The following is a 25,091-nucleotide window of genomic DNA, read 5'->3' as shown; positions in this document are numbered from 1 at the left end:
CGGACTGACAAGCGAGGATAGAGCTGTTGAGCCAGATAGTTTTTGTGCTTGAGGACGACACGGATATCTCCCGTCTCGTTCAGCATCATCTGGAGGCGGCGGGTTTTTCTCCCCGCGTCTTCCACACCCCTGCCAACCTCATTCCCGACGCCGAGCGTCAGGCCCCTGCGCTGTTTCTGCTGGACATCATGGTTCCCGGCGGCGATGGCCTGGATGTATGCCGCAGATTGCGCAATCACCCCGCGCTTTCGACCATTCCCATCATCTTCCTCACCGCGCGCGCCGGCGAAAACGACCGCGTACTCGGCCTGGAGCTTGGCGCGGACGACTACATCACCAAGCCATTCGCCACGCGCGAACTGGTAGCGCGGGTCAAGGCGGTTTTGCGTCGCTTCGAGCGGCCAACTTCGCCGACGGTAATCAGCTTCGAAGAAGTGATCATCGACGCCAACGCCATGCAATTGAAGGTGCGCGGCGAGCTGACCACGACCACGGCGACCGAGTTCCGTCTTCTGGACTATCTGGCGCGGCATCCCGGCCGGGTTTTCAGCCGCGATCATCTGCTGGATGCGGTCTGGGGCGATGCGCGTTTCGTCACGCCTCGGTCTGTCGATGTCTATGTCCGGCGCATTCGTGAGAAGATCGAAGTGGATGCAGAGAATCCGCGCTACCTCAAGACCGTTCGCGGAGCCGGATACCGATTCGAGATTCCCAAGGGCGAGTAACGTCCCTGACGACGGACGGCGATGGACATGTTCTTCCGTAGCCGGTCAAGCTAAGACAGGCCAAGGCAGGCTGCTCCTGTGACGCGCAAGGTTTTTTACAAACTCCTCGGGGCATTCTCCCTTCTGTTGGTCTTCCATGCGGTCGTGATGGGAGCCATCTTCCATCAGATCGTGGAGACGTCGGCCGTCAGCACACTGCCCGTGCTGGGCCGAGAGGCTTTGCTTTCCGGGGTGGCTGCTATCCTCGTGGCCTTCCCGCTGGCGGCGTGGTTTTCGCTGAGCATCTCGCAGCGTCTCCGCCGGATGGTCAAGTTTGCCCATCGTATTGCCGAGGGCGATCTCGAAGCCAGGCTGGCGGATCCCTACAACGACGAAATCTCCACTATGGCTGAGGCGCTCAACACAACCGCTGAGCGCCTTGAGCAGAGTTTTGCCGAGCTTGAGAGCCGCCGCCGTGAACTGGCTGCGTTGCTCGACTCGATGCAGGAAGGTGTCGTAGCCATCACTCGCGAGGGAAATGTGAGCTGGTCCAATGCCGTGATGCAGCGGCTGGCTGGCACGCAGATCCGTGAGGGCCGGGCGCTCGTCCATTCGGTGCGGGACCCGGATGTGTTGGCCTGCGCGGAAGTTGCGCTGCGAGAGCGTGAGGTGCGGTATGGCCGGGCGACGTCCCTCGCTCCGGGGCGAATCTTCGAGATTAATGCCGCTCCCATGCCGGGCGGAGGTGCAGTAGTGGTGCTGCATGACGTAACGAGTGTCGAAGCGGCCGAGAGGTCGCGCCGGGATTTCATCGCCAACGTCAGCCATGAACTGCGCACCCCTCTGACTTCGATCTCCGGCTACCTTGAGACACTGCTTGAGGACCCGGCTCCGCGAGCCGAAACGACGCGCGAATTTCTCTCAATTATTCTGAAGAACTCCAATCGAATGAACCGCTTGACCGAGGATCTTCTGGAGCTTGCCAGTGTCGAGAGCCCTGACTACAAGCTTAGTCCGCAGCCGATCCGCGCTTCGTCGCTCGTGGAAGACGCGATAGAGTCCCTGGCTGGCATGGTCGTCGACTCCGGCATCGAGCTTGAGTCGGGCGGCGCTCCGGTGGCTGTGGTTCTCGCCGATCCCGATGCCATGACCCAGGTTTTTGGCAACCTGATCGAGAACGCTATGAAATACGGGAAGTCCGGTGGGCGTATCCGAGTCTACGCCCGGGCATTCGACCACCAGGTTGAGTTCGTGGTGCAGGACTTCGGCCAGGGTATCGCGTTCGAGCATCTCAACCGCATCTTTGAGCGTTTCTACCGGGTCGACAAGGCGCGCTCGCGCGATTCCGGCGGCACCGGGCTGGGTCTGGCCATCGTGAAGCACATTGTGCAGGCCCACGGCGGGCGCATCTGGTGCGAAAGCGAACTGGGCGCAGGCGCAGCCTTCCATTTCACGCTTCCCGTTGTCGCGCGCGAGGTTCAACATCCAGGGTCTGAGACGGTGCATTCGCTGGCCGTGGAGAATTTGCCGCAGTCGTCGACCGATCATGAAATCAGTCCGTTAGCAACCGAAATAAGTGTGGGACAGCCAGCCCTTGTTCAATCGTCCGTAACATTTGGAGTGGACAATAAGGCACGCATCATAACCAAGGGGAGCCAATCGTGAAGAAAGTTTCGTTCGTGAATTCAACGATGAATTCCATCAAAGTTGCAGCGGTGACCGGGGGGTTGTTGCTGCTGGTGGCCGGCGGAGTGGCGCAGGCCCAGAAGTTGACCGGCGCCGGAGCGACGTTTCCGTATCCAATTTATTCCAAATGGTTCAGCGAGTACAGCGCCGCGCATCCGGGCGTTGAGATCAACTATCAGTCCATCGGTTCCGGCGGCGGAATCAAGCAGGTGACGGGCGGTTTGGTTGACTTCGGAGCCAGCGACGTCCCCATGAACGACGATCAGCTTGCGGGGTCGAAGATCAAACTGATCCATATTCCCAGCGTTCTCGGCGCGGTCGTACCGATTTTCAATGTGACCGGAGTGAATGATCTGAAGTTCTCGCCGGATGTTTTGGCCGACATCTTTCTCGGCAAGATCTCCAATTGGAACGACGGGCGCATCGCCAAAGACAACCCAGGCGTAAAGCTGCCCAACGAGACGATCAATGTCATCCATCGTTCCGAAGGCAGCGGCACGACCTTTATCTTTTCCGACTACCTGACCAAAGTGAGCCAGGACTGGGCGAATGGTCCCAATCGGGGCTCGGCGCTCAACTGGCCCAAGGGAATCGGCGGCAAGGGAAATGAAGGCGTTGCGGGTCTTGTGCGGCAACTTCCCGGATCCATTGGCTATGTGGAACTGATCTATGCGATGCAGAACCACATCTCCTTTGGCGAAATAAAGAATGCGGCTGGAAACTGGGTAAAGGCGTCGATTGCCGGTGTTACCGAGGCTGCGGCCAGCGTAAAACAAATGCCTGCCGACTACCGGGTCTCCATCACCAACGCGCCTGGCGCCAACGCCTACCCGATCTCCAGCTTTACGTGGCTTCTCGTTCCGGTGAAGTCGGCAGATGCGAATAAAGGCAAGGTGCTCAAGGACTTCCTGAACTGGATGCTTACCAGCGGCGAGAATGAAGTCTCGGCGCTCTACTATGCTCCATTGCCCAAGTCGCTTGTCGACAAGGAACACGCTACCGTCGATAACCTGCATTGAACTTCCCTGCAACTATGCAACCGGGCCCGGAATCTAATTTCCGGGCCGTTTGATTCTGTGCAAGCACTGATTACCGGATGGTTACTGGAAACAAGCTGCTATGCGCTTGATTTCGCGGTGCATTCACACCCTATTCATATTGCGCCGTTAGCCTCATACAGGTGACTGTCCCATTGTCTGAGATTCGCGTACGAAAACCGGAAACCACCTCTCAATCTTTTTCTGGGGTCTCTTCGGAACCTTCCGGAACGAATGGGATCGCCGCGTCGTCTAATTCGGGGCCGTCTGCTTCTCCGGTTTCCGAGGTCCGGCGTTTCCTGCTCTCTCGCGGCAATTCGGCGATGGCGGACCGGACATTCAGCGGCCTCATGCTCGCCTGCGCGGCAAGCATCTTTGCGATTGTCGTCTTGATCGCCACCGAACTGATCATGCAGTCGCAGCTCAGCTGGCACAAGTTCGGTCTACCGTTCTTCTATAAATTCAATGTCGATCCGGATACCCACCTGCCCCTTTTCTGGGATCCGGTCAACGGCACATTTTACGCCCTCCCGTTTCTTTACGGCACGCTGATCTCGTCGCTGCTTGCGCTGCTGATTGCGGTTCCGCTGGCGATTGGCGTAGCAGTTTTCCTCACCGAAATGTGCCCCGGTTTCCTGCGCGGGCCGCTGTCGTTTCTCACGGAACTGTTGGCCGCGATTCCGAGCGTCGTCTACGGCTTGTGGGCCATGTTTGTGCTGGTTCCGCTGTTACGGGAGCAGGTCAATCCAATTTTTATCGGAATTTTCAGCGCTCCGTGGATGGTGAGGCTTTTCGGATGGACGGGACTTGTTGGCGATGACGGCCTATTCGGAGGCGTCAACCTGGGCCTGGGGCTGCTCGCTGCCGGTGTGATCCTCGCCATCATGATCCTGCCCATCATCGCGTCCCTCACCCGGGAGGTCATGTCCTCTGTTCCGCACTCGCAGCGCGAAGCCGTGCTGGCGCTCGGCGCCACGCGGTGGGAGATGATTCGCGTCGGCGTTCTGCGCAATGCCCGCATCGGCATCGTGGGATCGATCATCCTCGGATTGGGCCGGGCGCTGGGTGAAACCATGGCCGTTGCGATGGTGATCGGCAACTCTGCGGAGATTCACAAGTCGCTGCTGTCGACAGGGCACTCGATGGCCTCCGTCATCGCGAATGAGTTCAGCGAAGCCACCAGCGATATGCATCGCAGCGCACTGATTGAGATTGGCCTGGCGTTGTTTCTGGTCACCATCCTTGTGAACGGCCTGGCTCGTCTTCTGGTTTGGGCCGTAACCCGCGGCACACCGGTGCGGGCGAACTGAGTTTGAGGAAGAAACGATGGCCGAAGGGAAAATGATAGCCGGGCAAAGCCGGCAAAGTATGATGCGAAGCGCGATGCGCACCGCAACGGATCACGTGGCGACGGGCCTCGCGATACTGGCGACCGTGCTTGTCGTCACGCCGCTCGTTGCGATCTTCGGATACCTCATTTACAAAGGCGCAAGCTCGGTCAATCTGGCTTTCTTCACCGAGATCCCCAAGCCGGAGGGTGAAGTTGGCGGCGGCATGGCCAATGCCATCGTCGGCTCTGGAGTGCTGCTTGGAATCGCCAGCCTGCTGGGTGTTCCGATCGGCATCGGCGGCGGCATTTATCTGGCGGAGTTTGGCCGGGGCACGCGGATGGCGAATGCCATTCGCTTCACCGCCGATGTACTCAATGGCGTGCCGTCGATTGTGATGGGCATCGCCATCTACTCACTCATAGTTTTCCAGCAAAAGCATTTTTCCGCATTCTCAGGCGGAGTTGCCCTCGGCATCATGATGGTGCCCACAGTCGCACGAACCACCGAAGAGATGCTGCTGATGGTGCCGAACTCAATTCGCGAGGCGGCGCTGGGGCTCGGTGTTCCCAACTGGCGTTCGGTGCTTTCGATTACGCTCAAGACCGCATCTCCAGGTGTGATCACCGGTTGCATGCTGGCCTTTGCGCGCGTTGCCGGTGAGACTGCTCCGCTCTTGTTCACCGCTCTCGGCAACCAGTTCTGGAGCGTCGATGTCAATCGGCCGATCGCGGCGCTTCCGCTGCAGATCTATATTTATGCCATCTCCCCCTACGACGATCAGCACCGTCTGGCCTGGGCGGGTGCATTGGTTCTCATTGCGTTGATCGTTTTGGCCGTTTCGCTGGTGCGCTACGTCGCCAGCCGCGGCATTTTGAAGGGAGCGAGCTAGTGGGTGTAGGGATCGAGGTCACCAACCTGAACGCGTGGTACGGAGCAAACCACACGCTGCAAGACATCAATCTGCCGATTCCGGCAAATCACGCCACGGCTCTGATCGGCCCTTCGGGCTGCGGCAAGTCTACCTTTGTTCGCTGCCTCAATCGAATGCACGAAACCAACCCGATCGCAAAGGTGACGGGATCGGTTCGCATCGGCGCAACCGACATTTATGCCGATGCCTCGCCGGTTGAAGTTCGCCGCCGCGTCGGCATGGTCTTTCAGCGACCGAACCCCTTTCCAACTATGTCGATCTATGACAATGTCGCATCCGGCCTGAAGCTCAACGGCTTCAGCAACCGCCGCGCTTTGGATGAGATTGTCGAGCGATCGCTGAAACACGCCGCGCTGTGGGACGAAGTGAAGGACGATCTCAAGAAGAAATCCGGCGCCAGCCTCTCCGGCGGTCAACAGCAGCGCATGTGCATTGCGCGTGCGCTTGCCGTCGATCCGGAGGTCTTGCTGATGGACGAGCCTGCGTCGGCGCTTGATCCTGTTTCCACGTCTAAGATTGAGGACCTGATCTTTCAGCTCAAGACGCAATACACTATTGTGATAGTCACGCACAACATGCAGCAGGCTGCGCGAGTGGCTGAAAAAACCGGCTTCTTTCTCAACGGTCGCATGGTCGAGTTCGATTCGACGCACAAGATATTCACAAACCCCAGCGACAAGCGGACCGAAGACTACATTACAGGCAGGTTTGGATGACACGAATCCGGTTTCAACGCAGTCTCGACGAATTGAAAGAAAAGCTTCTGATCATGGCCGGCCTTGCCGAGCAGGCGATTCAGCGGGCTACGGAGTCGTATCGAGTCCGCGACCTGTCCATATGTGACCTGGTCAGCCGCAGCGAGATGGCGATCAATCGCCTGGAGCGCGAGATCGATCAGGCCGCGCTCGACCTGCTGGCGATGGAGCAACCCATGGCCATCGACCTCCGCTTCATTCTCGCGGTCATCAAGATCAACGCCGATCTGGAGCGCGTGGGCGACGCGGCCAAGAGCATCAGCGACCGTGTGCGCACGATGGAATCGATGGCTGTCGCCGACCTGCCCGTGGACATTCCGCGCATGGCCTCTCTCGCCGCGAACATGGTCCGGAAATCGCTGCAATCCTTTATTGAAGCGGATGCAGAGATGGCGCAGTCGGTGCTCAGCATGGACGATGCCGTCGACGGAATGAATCGTGCTGCTCACGTGACGCTCACGCACGTCATGGCCACGGAAGGCCATCTCGCGCCGCAGGCCCTGAATGCGCTGATGGTCTGCCGCAGTCTCGAGCGCGTGGCGGATCACGCTACAAACATTGCTGAAGACGTTATTTTCTGGGTCAAAGGCGCGGATGTGCGCCACAAAGGCAGCGTCGATGCCGTCGCCGCTCAGTCCCTGCAGACTTCCAAGGCAGAACGTCCGACGAGCTAAGAATCTCCTCAAGGCTCTCAAGATCGGCAAGGTTACGACGCCAGTAACAAAGGGCAGGCACTGCATGAGTGCCTGCCCTTTGTGTTGAGGGGCGAATCAGCGGACAGCGGCTGCTATTGCACGACCACTGAGAGCGTGACGGAAGACGTGAGGGAAGGCGAAACGGTATCCGTACCCGTTACGACAACCGGCACACCGGTTGGTCCTGTCGTAGTTGTTCCAGTGCTGCTGCTGCCACCACCTCCGCAGGCGCTCAGGCCAAATCCAAGCGCCATCAGCATGGCAAATGCAGCCAGGCCGCGCAGCTTGCGAACGCGGAAGCCGACCAATGCTGCCACGAGCAGACTGATCGCCCACAATCCGGCACGGCTCGATTGCGCGGGCAGGCTGGAATGCTGCAGTTGCGCGGTTGTCTTCGGGACCAGCTTGAAGCGCTGATTGGGACGGTGATTGCCGGTGACTGGAATGCCATTGCTGCTGCAGAAGGAGGAGTTGACGGAGATGTAGATGGTGCCGCTGCCGGTTCCGGTACCGCTCACGGTAGCCTCATCAAAGTTCCAGCAGCCTTCGGAAGCCAGCGTTGGATCGGTGGTTGTGGCTTGAAAATCAACCAGTCCCGTATAGCCGCCGGTGGGGGTAACGGTTAGCACATCGCAGTAAGTGCTGAAGCCGTTTCCATCCAGCGCTGAATTGGAGCAGGTTGTGCTGGAAGAGACAGTGACGTTGGTCGCTGCCGCAGCGAACGAGAATGACCCGGCAGTAGACAGCACGTTGATGCTGCCCGTGCCAACCGACGGTGCATAGGATGAGTCGCCAGAGTAGTTCGCTTCCACAATGTGATTTCCCGCAGTTGTGAAGGTCGCGGAGTAGGTCGCAGACCCACCGCTCAGAGTGGCGGTGCTTACCTGAGCCCCGTCCATGCTGAAACTGACAGTTCCGCTCGGAGTTCGACTGCCTGAAATCGGCGCTACTTTGATCGTGAAGGTGACGGCGGTTGAAAGTGGTGCTGTCGAACTGGACGTGGTGACCGTGGTGACCGAGCCCAACAGAGATGGCGCCGTGCCGACGACCGTGGCAGGCCAATTTGTGGCGAGGCCGTTCGCGTCGACCGAGCCCAATCCAGTGACCTGATCGTAGCCGGTTCCAGCGCTGAAGCCGCTCGAAGAACCGCTGGTCAGGCAGAATGTGCTGCCCGAGTTGCAGTCGTTATTCCCGGTGTTGATGTCATGGAAGGCCGAAGCATACACGCTTGAGCTGGATGCAAGCGAATAGAGAGTAGGGTTGATCAGGCCCTGTCCCGTAGAGTTTTCCTTCTGATTGATGAGCGCCAGAATGCCGGCAAAGATCGGCGTCGCGAAGCTCGTGCCTCCGGCCTCGGTGAGATTCTTGCCCGTCGAATCGAGGAATCCCGACGAGCAGCTGCCGGAGATGCCGGTTGCCGCAATATCGCTGGAGCAATAGACGTACGGGTCATGCACATTCGAGGCGTCGAGAGCGATGTCGGGCACGTCACGCGCTCCATCCGCCGGGACTCCCGCCCCGGTCTGCCACGACGGCTTCGTGAACAGGAAACTGGCGCCCCCGCCAGTCGCGCAAAGCGGGCTTGAGGCATCGGACTTGCAGGTGCTGTCGTCATTCCATGTAGTCTCCGGGATGTATTCGATCGCGGAACTGCCGCCGGTGCCGTTGCTTGAGTTCCAGTAGGTGCCTGCGGCGCTGGCATCGCCGGCAAATTCCGTGCCGCCGATGCCTGTCACGTTGGGACTGCTCGCTGGGTAGTCCACAGCAAGCGCGCCCTGCTGGGCTACCGTAAGGTTGGTGTCGACAAAGCAGTCGGTCGAGCCGTCATCGCCCGCTGCCGATAGGACGGTCTGCCCCTGAGCCGCAGCTTGTTCAAAGTTGGTCTCAAGGTTCGATCCATTCAGATCGGTTTCGCAATCGCCATAGCTTGAGCTGATGATGGGAGCGATCCGCTGATCGATGGCGTAAATGATCGAGTCGAAGGCGCCAGAGCTGTTCGAGCTGTCTCCGGTGTAGACGAAGATCAGGTTCGCCGACTTGGCGATGGCTCCGGACCACTCAAGATCGAGATCCGATTCCGACTCGTCCCCGCTGGAAAAATAAGGAGCGCCGCTACCGGGAACAAGAACCTTGGTTGGCGTAGTCGCAGGCAATCCTGCCGCCGTGCGGAAGTTTGCAATATCGGTCAGATCCACATCGGACTGGCCAATCAGGGCAATCGACTGACCGGTGCCGGTTATGCCGGCGCTGTAGAGGGGGGTAACGTCGTAGATCGTGTAAATATCCGCCGGCGCCAATTCATGTCCCCCGGAGCCGTCGGTGTAGTTAGGGTGGGCGACACCCAGCGGCATAGCCTTTCTGTGCGATCTCGGGCGGAAGTCGTCCAGGTTGCGAATACTCTCGACCACACCTGCCAGCGCCGACGGCACGCTCAATGCCGTGGACGGTGCGAAGTGGCTCTCTACACCAGTGGAAGTCTTGACCGAGTAGGTGTGCATCTCGGTGGCAAAAGCCATTTCCACCTGGCGAGCCGTGCCGGAGAAGCGAATCATATTCTTGCTGCGGGCAACGGAGTCAACTGAAAAGCCTTGCTGCTCCAGCCATGTCTGGACCTTGGCAAGGTCCGCATCCGACATGCCGAACTGCGCAGCGAACTGGTCTGGCGTAAGCCACTGGTGGTACTGCGGCGAGGAGGGGTTCTGCTGCGCCGCCATCAACGCCTTCAGGCTTGCTTCCTGGCTTTCCGAACGGCTGAAGGAGATGCTTATGCCCTGCAGCTTCGTTGCTGGAGATAGTCGGCCAGTATCGTATTGCGCCAGCGCAAGAGAGCGCTTCGAGTTGGGCAGCGCGGTCATCTGCGAGCCATTGATCTCGGCCGCAACGCGAGCAGTGGGAGCGGGAGCCTGACCTGCGGCCTGGGCGATGGGTGCTCCACCAGCCAGTAATACAGACACCGACAACGAGAGGGGGAGGAAAAACTGGTGCTGCAAACGATGAACAAAAGTTTTCATGGCCGTCCCTGCAGATTGGAGAAGCGTTGAATGATCGTGGGGAGCAGCTTCCGTTACGCAGACAGCCGGAAAAAAAACGAAGAGCCTCACGCGCAAATGGGAGTTGCACCAGGATGTACGTGCAGAACAGCGGTGAGCAAATATGCAAGAAGCCGGGGTGCTGTCAAACCTCCCGAGTCCTAAAAATGGTCCGATATAGAGTTAGACCAAAGCCATGCAAATTGGACTACGGCCCCAATCCTCCAAAATTGCAGGTCCGCTTGTTGCGAACGAGCGGTGAAATGAAGATGTGAACCCTAAGTCCCCAAGTTAGACACGGCCCCGGGAAATTTGTTGCGCGGATTCTCGAAATGCCATGCTGAGAATTTTTTATCCATAGGATCAGGCATTCCAGACGTCCAGAAGTTGCAGCCGCGGGTAATATATCCCCGTCCGGATTGGCGTTGTTTGCTCCCCCTTCGCCTCGTGCAGGCTGCGCAAGACCTGAGCGTAAGCGGCAAGCTGGTCCTTATATTGCTCCCGTTGCGCCCTCAGAAAAACCTGTTTCGCAGCATCGTCCACCAGATCGATTCCATCCGCACCGGCGGATTTGTAGTCGATAATCCACCAGATGGGCTCATTCGCAGGGACAGAATCCGCGACCGACTCCAGAGATGGAGGAGCCTCGGCGAAAAAGACCCGGTCCGGGCGCAGATTCCACTGCCGGCCGCGTCCACCAGCGGCATCGGGACCAACAAGCCCGGTCCATCGCGCCTCGGCGTCTCCCTGCGGATGAGGAGCCAGAATCCAGGAACCGGTCGGATCTGTCGACGCCTGCTGCGCAACAGCGAGCGCTTCGCCGGCAAGCCGCTCCGCCGCATCGCGCGTCAGTCCGTGGCTGCGAACCTGTGCCGTAACAGCGGGCAGGGCATCGGCAACCGCGCTTGCGGCCTCACTTGGACTCATACTCCGGCGCAGGATGCTCAATTCTTCGAGGAATGCGTGGATGGCCGTGCCCAGCAGCCGTGAGCGCAGTCCACCTTCGGTTCGGGCGTATAGTGCCTCCCGCGATTCTTCCCGGTTAGAGCCTTGCGACGCGCGTGAGGACGATGTGCCAAAGTTGGCCAATTCTGGCGGCTGATAGCCTTCCGGAAGCCGTCGTAGCATTGTGGGCCGTGACGCGGCGGCCAGCCCGGTCACCGGCATCTGCAGCAGGTTGCTGGCCTCTGCAGCCAGTGTTGCCAGCTCCAATGGAGCCGGAGTTACCTGTTCCTGAGCTGCGGATCGCTGCGCAAGCCATGCATCGAATTGGGCCTGAGTCTCTTCGCCAATCGCCGGCCACGCCGTCTTGAGCATCCCGGTCGGACTGGCAAGTTCCGGCTCCTCAGAGCTTCGGCTCATCCGAAATCGTGGTCTGGCGAAGAGGTGCAGCTCTTCGCGGGCGCGGGTTGCGGCAACGTAGAGCAGACGGCGCAACTCCTGTTCTTCGCGCTTTCTCTTCACGCGGTCGACCCATCTCTTGGCCACGCCGATTTCAGCGCCCTTGGCCTGAATCGGCGCAATCAGAAACTCCGTAAGCTGATCGCCGTCGCCGCCAGCATCGGCAAGCCCGCGCTCCAGCCAGCTGATCATCGTCTTCTCCGACTTCTTTCCCTCCGCCTCCAGATCCGGTACGAGGATCACCTCGAACTCCAGCCCCTTCGATTTATGGATGGTCATCAACTGAACGCCAAAATCGCTGCTGGCGTCCGGATCAGGTAGCGCGTACAGCTCGTTCAAAGCCGAGTTCAGCCCGCCGCCGAGCAGGTCGAGTTCTCCCTCCAGCAACTTATCCAACGCAGCCCACAGCAGGCGAAGATTCGCGCCTTGCACGGCGTCAACGGTGTCGCCGCCTCCGAGCGCCTTCCAAACCGACGCAAGCCACGTTCCCAGCGCGGCAGTGCTGGAGGTTGATCGATTTTCCGCCGCAGATTTCAGAACATGCGCGACGCGCGAAGTCGCCTGAAATCCATGCGCACTCAACAGGCCCTGCTCGAAGAGCATCGGCAACCGCGACGCAAGCAGCTTCGGGACAGGCGTTGCGCAGATTACTGCATCGTCCGCCGAAGTTACGAGATGCAGCTCCGCCAGGGAGAGCCCGCACCACGGCGCGCGCAGCACTCCTAGCCACGCCGTTCGATCGGTTGGGTTGAGCAGCGCCCGCGCCAGCGAAAGCGCATCCAGTACCTCGGGCCGATCCCGCAACAGCACCAAATCGATGGCCCGGAAACTGATTTTGGCCTTGCTTAGAGCCTCTGCAATTCGGTTCAGTGATGGCCGCGTCTTGCCGAGCACCGCGATCCGATACTTCTCGCTTCCAGGAATGTTCTTTCGCTGATTGGCGACCTCCAGCTTGCTTCCGATCAGCGCGACGATCTCGCCAAGCTGGTTCTCGCGAGTCAATTCTGCCGCAGCATCCGCAAAACCAGCCTCATCCGCCTTTCCATTCATAGTGAACGCCAGATGCAGCTCGCTCTTAGCCACCGAAGGCGATTGCCGCGCCGCTTCAGCCGCTGAAAAGCGCACACCGCTGCCATCGTTTTCAGCAAAGACGCGCTCGAAGTGGCCATTCAGGTCGTTCACAAGGCTCGGCACTGTCCTGAAATTAGCGCGAAGCGGCACAAAATCGAACCGGAATAGCTCGTTGGAGATGCCGGAAGCGGTTTCGAGGCCATGCGTCTTGAGGCGCTCAAACAGCTCGACCTCGGCCTCGCGAAAGCCGTAAATCGATTGCATGGGATCGCCGACGCAGAAGCAGCTTCGTCCTTCGCGCTCCGGCCACGCCGCGATCAGCCGAGCCAGGAGCTGGTGCTGATTCCGGCTCGTATCCTGAAACTCATCAATCAGCAGATGGCGGATGCCGTCCGCCTGACGCATCGCGAAGTCGGAGGGAAATCCATTCTCCGGCGCCAGAATGCGCAGCGCAATCTGGGCTACCTCCGTAAAGTCGACCGATCCTGTCTCGGCAAAAACCACCTGCAACTGCCCGGCAGCAAAGCGCAACACCGCAAAGCAGTGACGAATCAGCTCCCACTCCGCGTCGGTATAGCGGAGCGGCATCGGCTCCTGAAACGCCGCCAGCGCCGCTTGCAGTCCGGGCTCTTCGGCAAGCGACGCTACAAGCTCTGCGAACTGCTCCTTTGCTGCCTTGCCCTGCGTGCCGGAAGGGAAGCCATGGTTGACGGTGAGGCCGCCCTTCTTGCGCCATTCTCCCTTCGCAGTCAGCAGAAAGTTGGCGAGATCGCAATACGCTGCGGCGGCATCTTCCAGAACAATCGGCTCGACGACGCCATCCTCGCCGACAAATACGGTCAGCAGTTCGGCGCGCTCGGCAAGTCCCAAAGGTGAGAGTTTGCCCGGGTTTTCGCACGCAATCCGGGCAAGCCTGAGAGCAAACTCCCGGCTTCCTGGATGCCGATCAAGCAACCGGCCCAGCGTTTCGAGCCGTCCGTGCGCCGCCCTGCAAAAAGGAGCTTCCAGTCGCTCCCGCAGCTCTTCCCAATCCACTTCGCGGTCAAATACAAAGCCCTGAAACCAGCGATTGCGCTGGCCAAGCATCTGCACCAGGAGATCTTCGACATCCTTCCAGTGGTTGTCGCGCCAGCGCAGCAGCTCTTCCACCGACTGCCGTGTCGGCGATTCCTCCGCGTTTAACAGCTCGATCGTCCGCGTGGCCGCGCGTCGATAAAGGTCATTCGGATTGTTCACCGGATCGAGCCGTCCGCCGAGGCCCGAGAGCAGCCCCCAGCTCAAGGGACTCTGCAGCGCCATCCCACGGCAAAAGGCGTCGATGGTCGTCACGCGCAACTGGTGCGGCTGGTCGAGTATCTGCCATCCCAACTGTTTCGCGCGCGCCAACGCCCTCGTCGCCAGCGCTGGCAGACTTTCCGGATCGCCGTCAACGGTCTCGGCTGATTCCGCTTTCTCCAGTGCTTCCAGAATTCGATGGCGCATCTCCGCCGCTGCGGCATTGGTGAATGTAATTGCGACGATCTCATCCGGCTTGTCTGCCTGGGCCAGCAACCGGAGAAAGCGTTGCGTCAGCAGGTACGTTTTGCCGGAACCGGCAGGAGCCTGCACCAGAAATGATCGCGCCGGATCGAGCGCGCGGCTGCGCTCCGCCTGATCGGGCGGAGCAATAGCCGGACGGGCCTGCACAATCTCCACACGTTCAGGCATCGCCACCTCCTGCGCCTTCCTCGCTTTCCGCGCTATCTCCGTTTTCCTCCGAGTCGCCGGCGACAGCAACCCATGGCTGATTCTCGTTGATCCGGCAAATGGCGTGCAGGTGGCACTTCGCGCAGGTCTTGTCTGGCTCCTTTGGATCGACTACGGCGCGACCGGCCAGAAAATCCTCGCCCAGCCGCTCGATCCGCTCCCACCATTCCGCTAGTTGCAACTCGGTTAGCGGATCGCTCACCAGCCGGTCGCGCGCGGTCAGATCAGGCCGCAAAGTTTCCGTGGCGCTGCGAACCCGCCCGTAGAACTTAGTCGTTCCAGGCCGCACCCGCGCAAAGACCAAACCCTCCAGATCGCCATCCACGGCAAATGTGGCGTACAACGGCAGTTGCACATCGTCCGGACGTTCGCCCGCCCAGGCCTTGGGGCCAACCTCGCTGCTCTTGTAGTCGATCACCAGCTTTCCGCCGCCTTCGAGCGTGTCAATTCGGTCCAGTCGCAACGTGAAAGTAAGCCCGGCGATAGTGACCTCGCGCTTGACCTCGGTCGCGGCTACGGCAAAGGACTGCCGCTCCCGCTCATATTCCAGCCAATCGGAAACCAACTCCGTCAGCCGTTCCGCCTCTAGTTGCAAATACCGTGCGGGGAAGCGTGAGGGCAGGGAATTGCGGCGGTTCGAATCGAAGCTCTCCACCATGACAACGCGAACGGCTCCCCGCACAAACAAGTGCAGATCCGAAATACCCTGCAATTCGGCAAGGCTCGAAATCCCACCGCGCGCCGAACCACTCCACACCCGATGCAGCACGGAATGCAGAAGTTGACCCCTCTGCTTCGCATTCAATCCAGTCTCCGCAGGCTCCCAGTCGTCGGCTCCCAAACGAGCCGTAGCAAAAGCCTGAAATGGACACAGCGACTGACGTGTCAGTGTAGCCGCGCCACCGCCGATTATGCGGTGCGGGAAGGGAATCAGGCTGTTATCCGGGAAGCTCTCCGTCTGGTCCTCCCGCGGATCGGGATAAGTCGAGTCTTCCGACAAATCGACGGCCTCGCCGACCTGTCGTACGGCGAGGCGAGAAGGCCGCGCTTCGGTTCCCGCCGAAAGCTTCGCATAGCTGAACACAACCTCGTTCGCACTCGAAAAAAGCCGTTCTGTCGCCTGCTGCGCCAGCTCCCAGTCCGCCTGCGGACTCGCGTGAGGCATACCCATCTCGCGCTGCAGCCCGATCGGCAGCAGAGAATTGGGCTGCCCGCGACTCGGCCAGGCCTCTTCGTTCGCGCCCAGAAACCAGATACCATCCGCCAGTTGCCCGGCAGATTCCAGCGGTTCCGTGATCTGCACCTGGGCATCGCTCGATTCTGCGGCAAAGATGGTCGACGAAACTGCGTCCGCCACAGTCGCCACAAACTCCGCCCACTCCACCTGAGATCCATCAAATCCCAGAGAGCCGCAATCTTCCAGCAAACGCTCCCAGCGGTCCAGCGCCTGAAAGGCTGCACTCGAAAGCGGCCGAAAACCAGGCCAGCCAACCGCCTTCAACAATCTCTGCGCAGCCTCAGCCCATTCCAGAGGGCTTTGCCGCTTCGGCACTGCCTGCAATTGCTCCCGGGCCGACAGCAAACGATTCGCCCAGACCTCGTGACCGGCAGGTCCCTCCGATTCAGCGTCCCTTCGCTCGAAGCTGGACGCGAAATCGTCCAGCCCCCACTCTGGCCGTTCCTGACCGCGCCTGCGAAATGCCCGCATCGCTTCGGCTAGAGCAATTTCTTCCTCATAACTCCCAGCGCAGTGCCCCGAGCCGATCAACCAGTCCAATTCGGCTTCCGTTAGAGACTCATGCAGCCAGCGCAACAGCAAAACCGCGCTCCGCACCAGCCCGGTCTGGCCAAGCGGTACACCCAGCGAAAATTCAAAATCAACAACCCCGCCGTCTGGCCCCGAATCGAGCAAAGCCCGCTCTAATTCGCCGCGTCGCTCCTGCAAGGCGGTCGTGACGACGATCAGCCGCGCGTCCGAGTCTTTGGCCACCTCCGCGCGCAGCCACACCATACATGCTGCAAGCTCGGTCGCCGCATCGGGAGCGGCCAGGAATTGCCTGGATAGCGAGCCCTGCCCAGTCCCATCCAGCCGCCAATCGCCCCAAGCATCCAGAAGAGCTATTTGCGTATCCAGCAACCGGTCAAAGCCAATCAGCAGGAGCGGACTGCGGCGCACCTCGCCGTCGCGCCCGAGAAATCTTTCCTGCGTCAGGGACTCGGTAAGCTCCAGGCCAAGACGGCTGTTGCTGACCAGTCCCTCGCGGCGGCAGCGCGACTCGAAAGCCTCCAGCCATTCGCTGAAGACCGTGGCATCGCCAGTCCAGCCCAATCGTGCCGAGGGCTTGAGCGAGTCCGGCGCGTAACTCGAAAGCAACCGGTACGCCCGCTGCGCCGCATCGGCCAACCTGCCCGGATGGAGCAATCCTTGCCCCGTGCGGCTCCTGCCAATCACCCGCATCCAGAGCGCCTGCTCCTGTAACGGATTGAGCAGCACCAGCCCGGCGCGATTCCGCTTCCGCCACTCCTCGCGCACCCAGCTATCCCACGCAAAGACGGCTGGCGTCGGCCACGCGGAGCGTCCCTCGGCTCTTCGCGCCCGACCCAAGTCGACAGAGACAGCCCGCGCCGCCCGCTCGTTCGCCGTCAGGACCACGCCGCCATCCGCCAGCCAGCCGTCCACGTGTGCGATCCGAAATGTCTGTCGGCTGTTCATCTCTCAGCGTTCCCGTCCGCTCCTAATCTTAAGGCGCAGACGCGGCCAATAAGTGCGACATCGGTGTCGCGCTCAGAAAGACTCCCGCTCTGGGAACCGGTCCCGAACTGAACATCCATGGGAATTTGCCCACCGGACCAGTTGTACACTGGACTGTGAAACGCCTGTTTTTTTCCACGCTCATTTTCTCGACATTGTCGCTCGTCACAGTCATCGGTTTGATCGGTTGCCGCCCAGCCGGAACCAATTCCGCAAACGCCACTCCGCAGCAGTTCAAAACCTACCCGCTTCACGGCAAAGTAGTTTCCACCAACCCGGCAACCGGCGAAGTCACCCTCGACCACCGCGCCATCCCCGGCTTCATGGAAGCAATGACCATGCCCTACAAGCTGCGGGACGCCAGCATCATCGGCGAACTCCACCCCGGCGACATCATCAACGCCGACGTGCTCGTCTCGCAGACGCCGGATGCTGCAGTCTTCGTCGATCACTTCGTCGTCGTCGGCCAGGCCAAGCCGGATTACGTTCCCAAAGTCCAGTACCACGTCCCCGATTACGGAGACAAAGTTCCCGACTTTCGCCTCATCAATGAGGACGGCCACCCCATCCACCTCGCGCAGTTTCACGGCAAGGCTTTACTGCTGACCTTCATCTACACCCGCTGCCCGCTGCCCGACTATTGCCCGCGCGTCACGCACAATTTCGCAGTCCTCGAAAAATCCCTTGCCGCGAACCCCGGCCTCTACGCAAAAACCCATCTGCTCTGCGCCAGCTTCGATCCCGACGGAGACACTCCGGCGCGATTGAAGAGCTACGGCGAAACCTACATGGGCAGCATGGCGCCCAAAGCCTTCGCGCACTGGGATTTCGCCGTTTCCAGCAAAGCCGAGCTGCATCCCATGGCCGAGTGGTTCGACGTCGGCCTTACCAACGAAGCGGACGGCACCATCACCCACACCCTTTCGACTACACTGATCGGTCCGGACGGCAAAGTTGTCCGCTTCTATTCGGGCAATGACTGGACTCCGGAGCAGGTGCTCTCCGACGTCGCCAAACTCTATCCCAACGGCTAGGTGATCCGTGATCGTTATCGTGATGGGCGTAAGTGGTTCGGGCAAGTCCTACATGGCGGGCAAGCTCGCGGAAGCAACCGGCTGGGCATTCGCCGAGGGTGATGACTACCACTCCGACGCCAACAAGGCAAAGATGGCCGCGGGAATTCCGCTGAACGACGCCGATCGCGGACCCTGGCTCGACACGCTCCATGAGGTTCTAGCCAACTGGCATCAGACGGGCCAGTCCGGAATCCTGACGTGCTCGGCGCTCAAGGAAACCTACCGCCAGCACCTGACCGCCGATCTCCCCGAAGCGCGCTTCGTCTGGCTCGACCCGCCCCGCAGTGTCCTCGCCGACAGAATGGCCCATCGCCCCGGCCATTTCATGCCGCCCGCGCTCCTGGACAGCCAGCTCGCCACCCTCCAACCGCCAGTCGGAGCAGCAAACACCCTGCGCCTTGATGGCTCCGAACCGATCGAGCAGGCCATCCCGCGAATTCTGAAGTGGCTCGGCTGCGAAGAAACCAGCCTCAATCAGAGCCTCAAGCGGAAGGATTGAATCTCCAGTACCCTTGACACATCCCTTCCAGTAGACTTGTGTCTGGAATTATTTCCCTGAGGTTGCGCCCGAATGGCGAAGGTTACCATTGTTTTTGCTATCTTATTCATTGCGCTCGGCCTGGTCGGCTTCATCGCCACCGGAAGCGTTCACTATACGGCGCTCATTCCCACATGGCTCGGCCTGCTTCTCGGTCTCTTCGGCATACTCTCTTTCTCACCGGACGCTGGCCGCCGGAAACTGTTCATGCACATCAACGTGACCCTGGGCCTGCTTGGATTTCTCGGAACCGTCATGGGACTCATCCAGTGGTTTCAAATGCTCGGCGGCGCGGTCGTGAAAAATCCTCCGGCCACCGAGTCCAAGGCGGTCATGGCCTTCCTCTGCCTCGTGTACGTGATCCTCTGCGTGCGCTCCTTCATCGCCGCCCGTCGTGCAAGGCTGGTCTAGCCCATGGCGACCATGCGGGGTGGCGCCATGGCGATGCGTGCGGAGCGGGGCGCGCACGGTGCAGGCAAAGGCGGCAGCGACCTACCCAAAAAGAAGGTCAATCTCCGCAAGCTCTGGCCCACCATCTGGTCTCTCGTCAAGCCTCGCCGTCTGCTCATCGCCGTCGGTTTCGTCTTGGTCGCTATCAAGACTGTCGCAGGTCTGACTCTTCCTTATCTGAGCAAGTACCTGCTTGACAGCGTTCTCGCGTCCAAGAACCCAAAGCCGCAGATGCTGCCCATGCTCATCGGCATTGTCTTTGCGGCCACGGTGATCCAGGCCATCTCATCCTTTTCGCTGACCCAGCTTCTTTCCAAAGAGGGACAGAAGCTCATCTCGGAGCTTCGTAAACAGGTCCAGCAGCACGTCGGCCGCCTTTCCGTGGCCTATTACGACGCCAACCGCACGGGCACGCTCGTCTCGCGCATCATGACCGACGTCGAAGGCGTCCGTAATCTCATCGGCACCGGCCTCGTCGAGTTCGTCGGCGGAATGCTGACCGCCATCCTCGCCTTCCTTTATCTGTTGAACAGAAGCGTTATTGTCACGCTCACCGTCTTCACGGTGATCGGTGCCTTTGTAATAATCCTGCAATCCGCCTTCAAAAAGATCCGGCCCATCTTCCGCGAGCGCGGCAAGATCAACGCCGAGGTTACCGGTCGGCTCACCGAATCGCTCGGCGGAGTTCGCGTCATCAAGGGCTATCACGCCGAGGATCGCGAAGCCAGCGTCTTCGGCGAAGGCGTCGATCGCCTGCTCCGTAACGTCATCAGCTCGCTCACCATGACTAGCACTCTCGGCGCTGCCTCTACGACCGTGCTGGGACTCGTCTCCGGACTGGTCATGTGGCTGGGCGGTCACGCCGTGCTGGCTCACTCGTGGACCGTCGGCGACTACTTCTCCTACAACATGTTCCTCGCCTTCATGATCGCGCCCGTCTTCCAGATCGTGAACATCGGCACCCAGCTCACCGAAGCCTTTGCCGGCCTCGACCGGACGACCGAAATCCTCGCCGAGATGGAAGAGAACGCCGACCCCAAACGCACCGGAATCATGCCGCCCATCACCGGCCGGGTGCGCTTTGAACAGGTCGAGTTCGCCTACGAAGAGGGCAAACAGGTGCTGCACGGCGTAGATTTCCTCGCCGAACCGGGAAGCGTGACGGCTCTGGTCGGCTCCTCCGGCTCCGGAAAGTCCACCATCATCAGCCTGGTCTGCGCCTTCCACAATCCGGTCACCGGACGCGTACTCGTAGACGGGCAGGACCTGGCCACAGTCAACCTGAACAGCTATCGCTCGCAGCTTGGTGTTGTCCTGCAGGATTCATTCCTCTTCGACGGCTCCATTCGCGACAACGTGATGTTCTCGCGCCCCGAAGCCACAGAGGAGCAGTTTCTTTTCGCCTGCCGCACCGCCAGAGTGGATGAATTCGCCGAGCGCTTCCCGGAGCAGTACGACACCATCGTCGGCGAGCGCGGCGTCAAGCTTTCGGGCGGCCAGCGCCAGCGCCTGTCCATCGCCCGTGCACTGCTGGCGCAGCCGCGCATCCTCATCCTCGACGAAGCGACCAGTTCGCTGGATTCCGAATCCGAAGCCATGATCCAGGCCGGACTCAACCAGCTCATGCTGGGCCGCACAACCTTCGTCATCGCCCACCGACTATCGACCATCCGCCGCGCCGACCAGATTCTGGTGGTAGAAGGCGGCCGGATAGTCGAGCGCGGCAATCACGAGGATCTATACAAACTGCGCGGCCGCTACTACGACCTCTACACCCGCCAGCACGGCCTCGAAGCCAACCTGTTTCTGGCCCCCGGCGAAGGCGACGCCATCCCGGAAGCTACTCGCTGACTGGCCCTCGCGCGTCGCGAGGGCCAGTCGCTAAGAATGCCCCGGACCGACGATCAGCCTAATACAGCCTAAACCGGACCTCGGCGGACACTACAACCGGAACAGGCATACCATCCAACGTGGCTGGCTGAAAGCGGTAGTGACGCACGGCACTTATCGCTTTGTCATCGAGGCCAGGCTCAAGTCCCCGCGTGACGTGAACGTTCTGCGGCAGGCCGTGCACATCAATGGTAAGTACTACAATACAGTCTCCCTCGATCTTTTTGCGTCGCGCGTAATCCGAGTACCCCGCATCCGGTTTCAGGATGGCTTTGGGCGGCAAAACCTTCCCTCCCACCCGTTCCACTTTCTGAATGCCGTCCGGGGTCAGCGTAACTTCGTCCTCGGCTTCAGGAGCTGTATCGATTTTCTGATCCGGCAAGTTTCGGAATTTCAGGGCAAGTCGATTGTTGCCGGGACTGTCTTTCGTTGACACAACGCAGCCATGTAGGCGCATTTCAATGATGATTGCAGAGGCCACCGGTACGCCATTGAGCGTCCCCGGTTTAAACCGGTCGGCTTCAGCAGCAAGAAGTGCAAGTTGATCAAGCTCATTGCCCTGAGGGCGGTTAAAGGTGACGTTGCGCGGTCTGCCTTCGGAATCCACAAGCAGCGACAACTTGACGTAGCCCTTCAGCTCCCTGACGCACTCGTCGTCATGCTTTAGCGATTCTGGTGGTGGAAGCAACTCTGGCAGAATCACCTCTGGGCCGCCGTAGTACACCTTTACTCGTTCAGCAACAGCATCAGTAGCGGGAGCTGCGATGGAGGGATTTGGTTCTTGAGCATCGGCGGGAACTAAAGCCAGTGCCATCAGGATTGTGACGCTCAATAGTTTCAACATACAGCTCCCTATAAATACAGAAAGTGTGAAGCTAAATTGAAATACCGACGCAGTGTTTCCCCGGCATAATGTCTATTCTTCGCTCGAAGAAGCAACGATTCCCAATTCTTTGATAAGGAACGCGTAGTCGAAAGCAATCTCCTTCAGATAGTCATACCGCCCGCTCGCGCCGCCATGACCGGCTTCCATGTTGGTCACCAGCAACAGCGGATGGCCATCCGTCTTGAGTGTGCGCAGCTTCGCAACGTACTTCGCCGGTTCCCAGTACATGACCTGGCTATCATTGAGGCTCGTCTTGACCAGAATCGCCGGATAGCTTCCCTGCTTGAGATTGTCATACGGCGAGTAGCTTAGCATGTAATGAAAATACTCAGCCTCGTTCGGATTTCCCCACTCCTCGTATTCGGGAACAGTGAGGGGCAGCGAAGCATCCAGCATGGTATTCATCACGTCGACAAACGGCACATGAGACACCACCGCGCGAAAGATCTCCGGCTTCAGATTGGTGACCGCGCCCATCAGCAATCCGCCCGCGCTGCCGCCTTCAATCGCCACGCGCGCTGGATCGCCATATCCGTGTGCCGTAAGATACTCCACGGCCCCAATGAAGTCAGTGAAGGTGTTGCGCTTCACCAGCATCTTGCCCGCGTCGTGCCACGGCTTGCCCAGATCGCCGCCACCGCGAATATGCGCATACGCCATCACCACGCCGCGATCCAGCAAACTGAGCCGGTTGGCGTTGAACCCGATCGGAAGCGAGTAACCATACGATCCATACCCATACACATACAGCGGATTCCCCGCAGCTTCTCGCTTGTCCTTCCGGTACACAATCGACACAGGCACCCGAACACCGTCGGAAGCCGTAGCGAAGACGCGTTCAGAAGCATATAACTCGCGATCGAATCCACCCGGCACTTCGACCTGCTTCAGCAACGTCGATTCAGCAGCCGCGACGTCATATTCGTAAACAGAGCTCGGAGTTACCAGCGATTGATACGCATAGCGAAACCTGGTCGTGTCGAATTCGCGGTTGATATGCGGAAACGCACTGTAGACCGGCTCCGGAAAACGAATCTCATTCGATTGAATCGCCCGGTCGTTCTCAGTAAAGCTCCACAGCCGCAGCCGAGGCAACCCATCCTCCCGCTCGCAACAGACAAAGAAGCGGTCAAAGAGATCGACATCCTCCAGCATGATCTCGCTGCGGTGCGCCAGCAGTTCAGTCCAGTATTCCCGGCCCGGCGTAGCCACAGGCGCAGTCACAAGCCGGAAATTGCGCCCGCGATCGTTGGTGCGGATAAACCACAGCCCATTGCGGTGGTCAATCGCATATTCCTGCTCATCTTCCCGCGCAGCAACCAGCGTCCACTCGCCTGTCGGGTTGTCGGCAGCCAGAAAACGCGATTCCGACGTAGTATGGCTGCCCGCTTCCAGAATCAGAAACTTGCCGTCCCGCGTCCGTCCCGCGCCGAGATTAAACCGCTCGTCCGGCTCCTCAAGGACCAGCACGTCCGCCGAGTGCTCGGAACTCAGTTCATGCCGCCAAAGCTGATACTGCCGTTTCTGTTCCTCATCCTCGACGGTATAAAAGAGCGTTCGCCCGCCTTCCAGTCCGTCCGCCGCCCAAACAACGGAGCCAACCCGCTCCACAACCCCTTCCAGCACTTCTCCCGTACTGAGATCCTTGATGTGCAGCGTGTACTGGCGAAACCCCGTATGGTCCACGCTGTATGCCAGCCACCGGCCATCATCGGTCACGTCCGTGCCGCCGATGGCCATGAAACTGTGCCCTTCGGCCAGCTTGTTGCCGTCCAGAATCACTTCTTCGGCGGCATCGGGGAGATCCGCCTTGCGGCAATGAATCGGGTACTGCAGACCCTCTTCCGTCCGCGAGTAATACCACCAGCCGCCGTCGCGATAAGGCACGGAGACGTCCGTCTGTTTGATGTGGCTCAGCATCTCCTCGTAAAGCTCATCGCGCAAACCAGCCAGCGGAGCCATCACACCCTCGGCATAGGTGTTTTCGGCTTCAAGATAAGCCGTGACCTCAGGGCTCTCCTTTTCGCGAAGCCACGCGTACTCGTCCACCAGGACGGTTCCGTGCATGGACGTTTGTTTGAGGTCCTTGCGGGCAATGGGTGCTGCAAAGGCTGCGTTCGGGATTGCTGCTGGCTGCGTGTTAATCTCGGTTGTCATCTCATACAAGAATAGTCGTCCGAATCGACTGAATCTACCCCCGGCCCGTCTTGGGAACCTCCACTCGTCCGCTTGCGTACAATAGAAGTGACATGCAAGTTCGCCGTTCCCGTTCGGGTTTTTCCTGGCTCATCCTGAGTCTGGTATTCGCGTTTTCCGCTCTCACCGGCTATTCCGAGCGCGTTGAAGACCTGCCAAAGCCTACCAATTACGTCTCCGACTTCGCACACGTCCTCTCGCCTGAGACAGTTTCTCGTCTCGACCGCCTGTGTGGCCAGCTTGACCACTCGAAGACGAATGCGCAGATAGCCGTCGTCATCCTCAACAATCTCGACGGCGACGACAAGGCGGATTTCGCCAATCGCCTGGAAGAGAAGTGGAAGGTCGGCAAAAAGGGCTCCGACCGCGGCATTCTCATGCTGATCTCCGTCCAGGATCACCATTACTGGACCGAAGTCGGCTATGGCCTCGAAGGCATCCTGCCCGACGCGAAAGTCGGCGACATCGGCCGCAGGATGCTGCCTCACCTGCGCCAGCACGACTTCGACGGAGCGGTAACCATCGGCGTAACGCAAATCGCGAACGTGATCGCGGCCGACGCGAAGGTGAGCCTTGGTGAACAATCGTTCGGCACATCGGGCATGGAGCAGTTGCAGGTTCCGCAACAGCGGCATCACGGCTCCTCCATCGGCCTCATCTTCCGCATCGTCCTGATAGTGCTCGTGCTCCTCTTCCTTGGCGCGCGCGGCTTGTTCGGGTTCGGTCTCGGATGGTTCCTCGGCGGCGGCGGTCGCGGCGGTTGGGGCGGCGGAGGCGGCTGGGGTGGCGGCGGTGATTCCGGCGGCGGAGGAGACTCTGGCTTCGGCGGTTTCGGCGGTGGCGAATCCGGTGGTGGCGGCGCTGGCGGAGACTACTAAGTTCTCAAAAGGTATTTTTAGAAACGTGCTTCCCCGCGT

General features: G+C 59.9%; 16 protein-coding genes and 1 pseudogene. 12 read left to right on the top strand and 5 right to left on the bottom strand.

Annotated elements, in window-relative coordinates; genetic code table 11:
* Positions 1-26: 26 nt before the first annotated feature.
* From OHL23_RS14075 to phoU, 7 genes and pseudogenes are all read left to right on the top strand, one after another.
* A complete protein-coding gene (locus tag OHL23_RS14075; RefSeq protein ID WP_263352542.1) occupies positions 27-725 on the top strand; it encodes a winged helix-turn-helix domain-containing protein in 699 nt (232 codons plus the stop codon).
* A gap of 78 nt (positions 726-803) precedes the next feature.
* Positions 804-2,174: pseudogene (locus tag OHL23_RS14070) on the top strand (sensor histidine kinase); the annotation flags it as partial.
* A 191-nt stretch (positions 2,175-2,365) separates the two neighbouring features.
* Positions 2,366-3,409, top strand: a complete 1,044-nt coding sequence (pstS, locus tag OHL23_RS14065; RefSeq protein WP_263352540.1) for a phosphate ABC transporter substrate-binding protein PstS — start codon at positions 2,366-2,368, stop codon at positions 3,407-3,409.
* 341 nt (positions 3,410-3,750) lie between these two features.
* On the top strand, positions 3,751-4,737 hold the full coding sequence (gene pstC / locus OHL23_RS14060) for a phosphate ABC transporter permease subunit PstC (protein ID WP_263352539.1): 987 nt from the start codon (positions 3,751-3,753) through the stop codon (positions 4,735-4,737).
* 16 nt (positions 4,738-4,753) lie between these two features.
* Positions 4,754-5,647: a phosphate ABC transporter permease PstA gene (pstA, locus tag OHL23_RS14055; protein WP_263352538.1), complete on the top strand. Its 894-nt coding sequence runs from the start codon at positions 4,754-4,756 to the stop codon at positions 5,645-5,647.
* Positions 5,647-6,405 (top strand): phosphate ABC transporter ATP-binding protein PstB, encoded by a 759-nt coding sequence (pstB, locus tag OHL23_RS14050; RefSeq protein WP_263352537.1) that lies wholly within the window; start codon positions 5,647-5,649, stop codon positions 6,403-6,405. Before pstA ends, pstB begins: the two co-directional genes overlap by 1 nt.
* Complete coding sequence (phoU, locus tag OHL23_RS14045; RefSeq protein ID WP_263352536.1) at positions 6,402-7,118, top strand: phosphate signaling complex protein PhoU; 717 nt, start codon at positions 6,402-6,404, stop codon at positions 7,116-7,118. Before pstB ends, phoU begins: the two co-directional genes overlap by 4 nt.
* Before the next feature lie 113 nt (positions 7,119-7,231).
* On the opposite strand, the gene OHL23_RS14040 is transcribed toward phoU, so the two are convergent.
* From OHL23_RS14040 to OHL23_RS14030, 3 genes are all read right to left on the bottom strand, one after another.
* Positions 7,232-10,150, bottom strand: a complete 2,919-nt coding sequence (locus tag OHL23_RS14040; protein ID WP_263352535.1) for a protease pro-enzyme activation domain-containing protein — start codon at positions 10,148-10,150, stop codon at positions 7,232-7,234.
* A gap of 381 nt (positions 10,151-10,531) precedes the next feature.
* The gene (locus tag OHL23_RS14035; protein ID WP_263352534.1) at positions 10,532-14,347 is read right to left on the bottom strand and encodes a UvrD-helicase domain-containing protein; all 3,816 of its coding nucleotides are present in this window, start codon (positions 14,345-14,347) and stop codon (positions 10,532-10,534) included.
* Positions 14,340-17,099 (bottom strand): PD-(D/E)XK nuclease family protein, encoded by a 2,760-nt coding sequence (locus OHL23_RS14030; protein WP_263352533.1) that lies wholly within the window; start codon positions 17,097-17,099, stop codon positions 14,340-14,342. The genes OHL23_RS14035 and OHL23_RS14030 overlap by 8 nt, the downstream gene beginning before the upstream one ends.
* Before the next feature lie 155 nt (positions 17,100-17,254).
* Between OHL23_RS14030 and OHL23_RS14025 the strand changes: the two genes are divergently transcribed.
* From OHL23_RS14025 to OHL23_RS14010, 4 genes are all read left to right on the top strand, one after another.
* Positions 17,255-18,172 (top strand): SCO family protein, encoded by a 918-nt coding sequence (locus tag OHL23_RS14025; protein ID WP_263352532.1) that lies wholly within the window; start codon positions 17,255-17,257, stop codon positions 18,170-18,172.
* A gap of 7 nt (positions 18,173-18,179) precedes the next feature.
* Complete coding sequence (locus tag OHL23_RS14020; RefSeq protein WP_263352531.1) at positions 18,180-18,713, top strand: gluconokinase; 534 nt, start codon at positions 18,180-18,182, stop codon at positions 18,711-18,713.
* A 72-nt stretch (positions 18,714-18,785) separates the two neighbouring features.
* Positions 18,786-19,163, top strand: coding sequence for a hypothetical protein (locus tag OHL23_RS14015; RefSeq protein WP_263352530.1), 378 nt, complete (start codon positions 18,786-18,788; stop codon positions 19,161-19,163).
* 3 nt (positions 19,164-19,166) lie between these two features.
* Positions 19,167-21,053, top strand: coding sequence for an ABC transporter ATP-binding protein (locus OHL23_RS14010; RefSeq protein ID WP_263352529.1), 1,887 nt, complete (start codon positions 19,167-19,169; stop codon positions 21,051-21,053).
* A 58-nt stretch (positions 21,054-21,111) separates the two neighbouring features.
* On the opposite strand, the gene OHL23_RS14005 is transcribed toward OHL23_RS14010, so the two are convergent.
* Both OHL23_RS14005 and OHL23_RS14000 read right to left on the bottom strand, forming a co-directional pair.
* The gene (locus OHL23_RS14005) at positions 21,112-21,936 is read right to left on the bottom strand and encodes an energy transducer TonB (protein ID WP_263352528.1); all 825 of its coding nucleotides are present in this window, start codon (positions 21,934-21,936) and stop codon (positions 21,112-21,114) included.
* A gap of 72 nt (positions 21,937-22,008) precedes the next feature.
* Positions 22,009-24,135 carry a S9 family peptidase gene (locus OHL23_RS14000; protein ID WP_263352527.1) on the bottom strand — a complete coding sequence of 709 codons (2,127 nt, stop codon included), beginning with the start codon at positions 24,133-24,135 and terminating at the stop codon, positions 22,009-22,011.
* Positions 24,136-24,227: 92 nt separating this feature from the next.
* Between OHL23_RS14000 and OHL23_RS13995 the strand changes: the two genes are divergently transcribed.
* Positions 24,228-25,052 (top strand): TPM domain-containing protein, encoded by an 825-nt coding sequence (locus OHL23_RS13995; RefSeq protein ID WP_263352526.1) that lies wholly within the window; start codon positions 24,228-24,230, stop codon positions 25,050-25,052.
* Positions 25,053-25,091: the final 39 nt, after the last annotated feature.

Source organism: Acidicapsa acidisoli (genome assembly GCF_025685625.1).
GTDB lineage: Bacteria > Acidobacteriota > Terriglobia > Terriglobales > Acidobacteriaceae > Acidicapsa > Acidicapsa acidisoli.
Note: the sequence above shows the minus strand (reverse complement) of the source record. Positions and strands in the feature narration are given on the sequence as shown.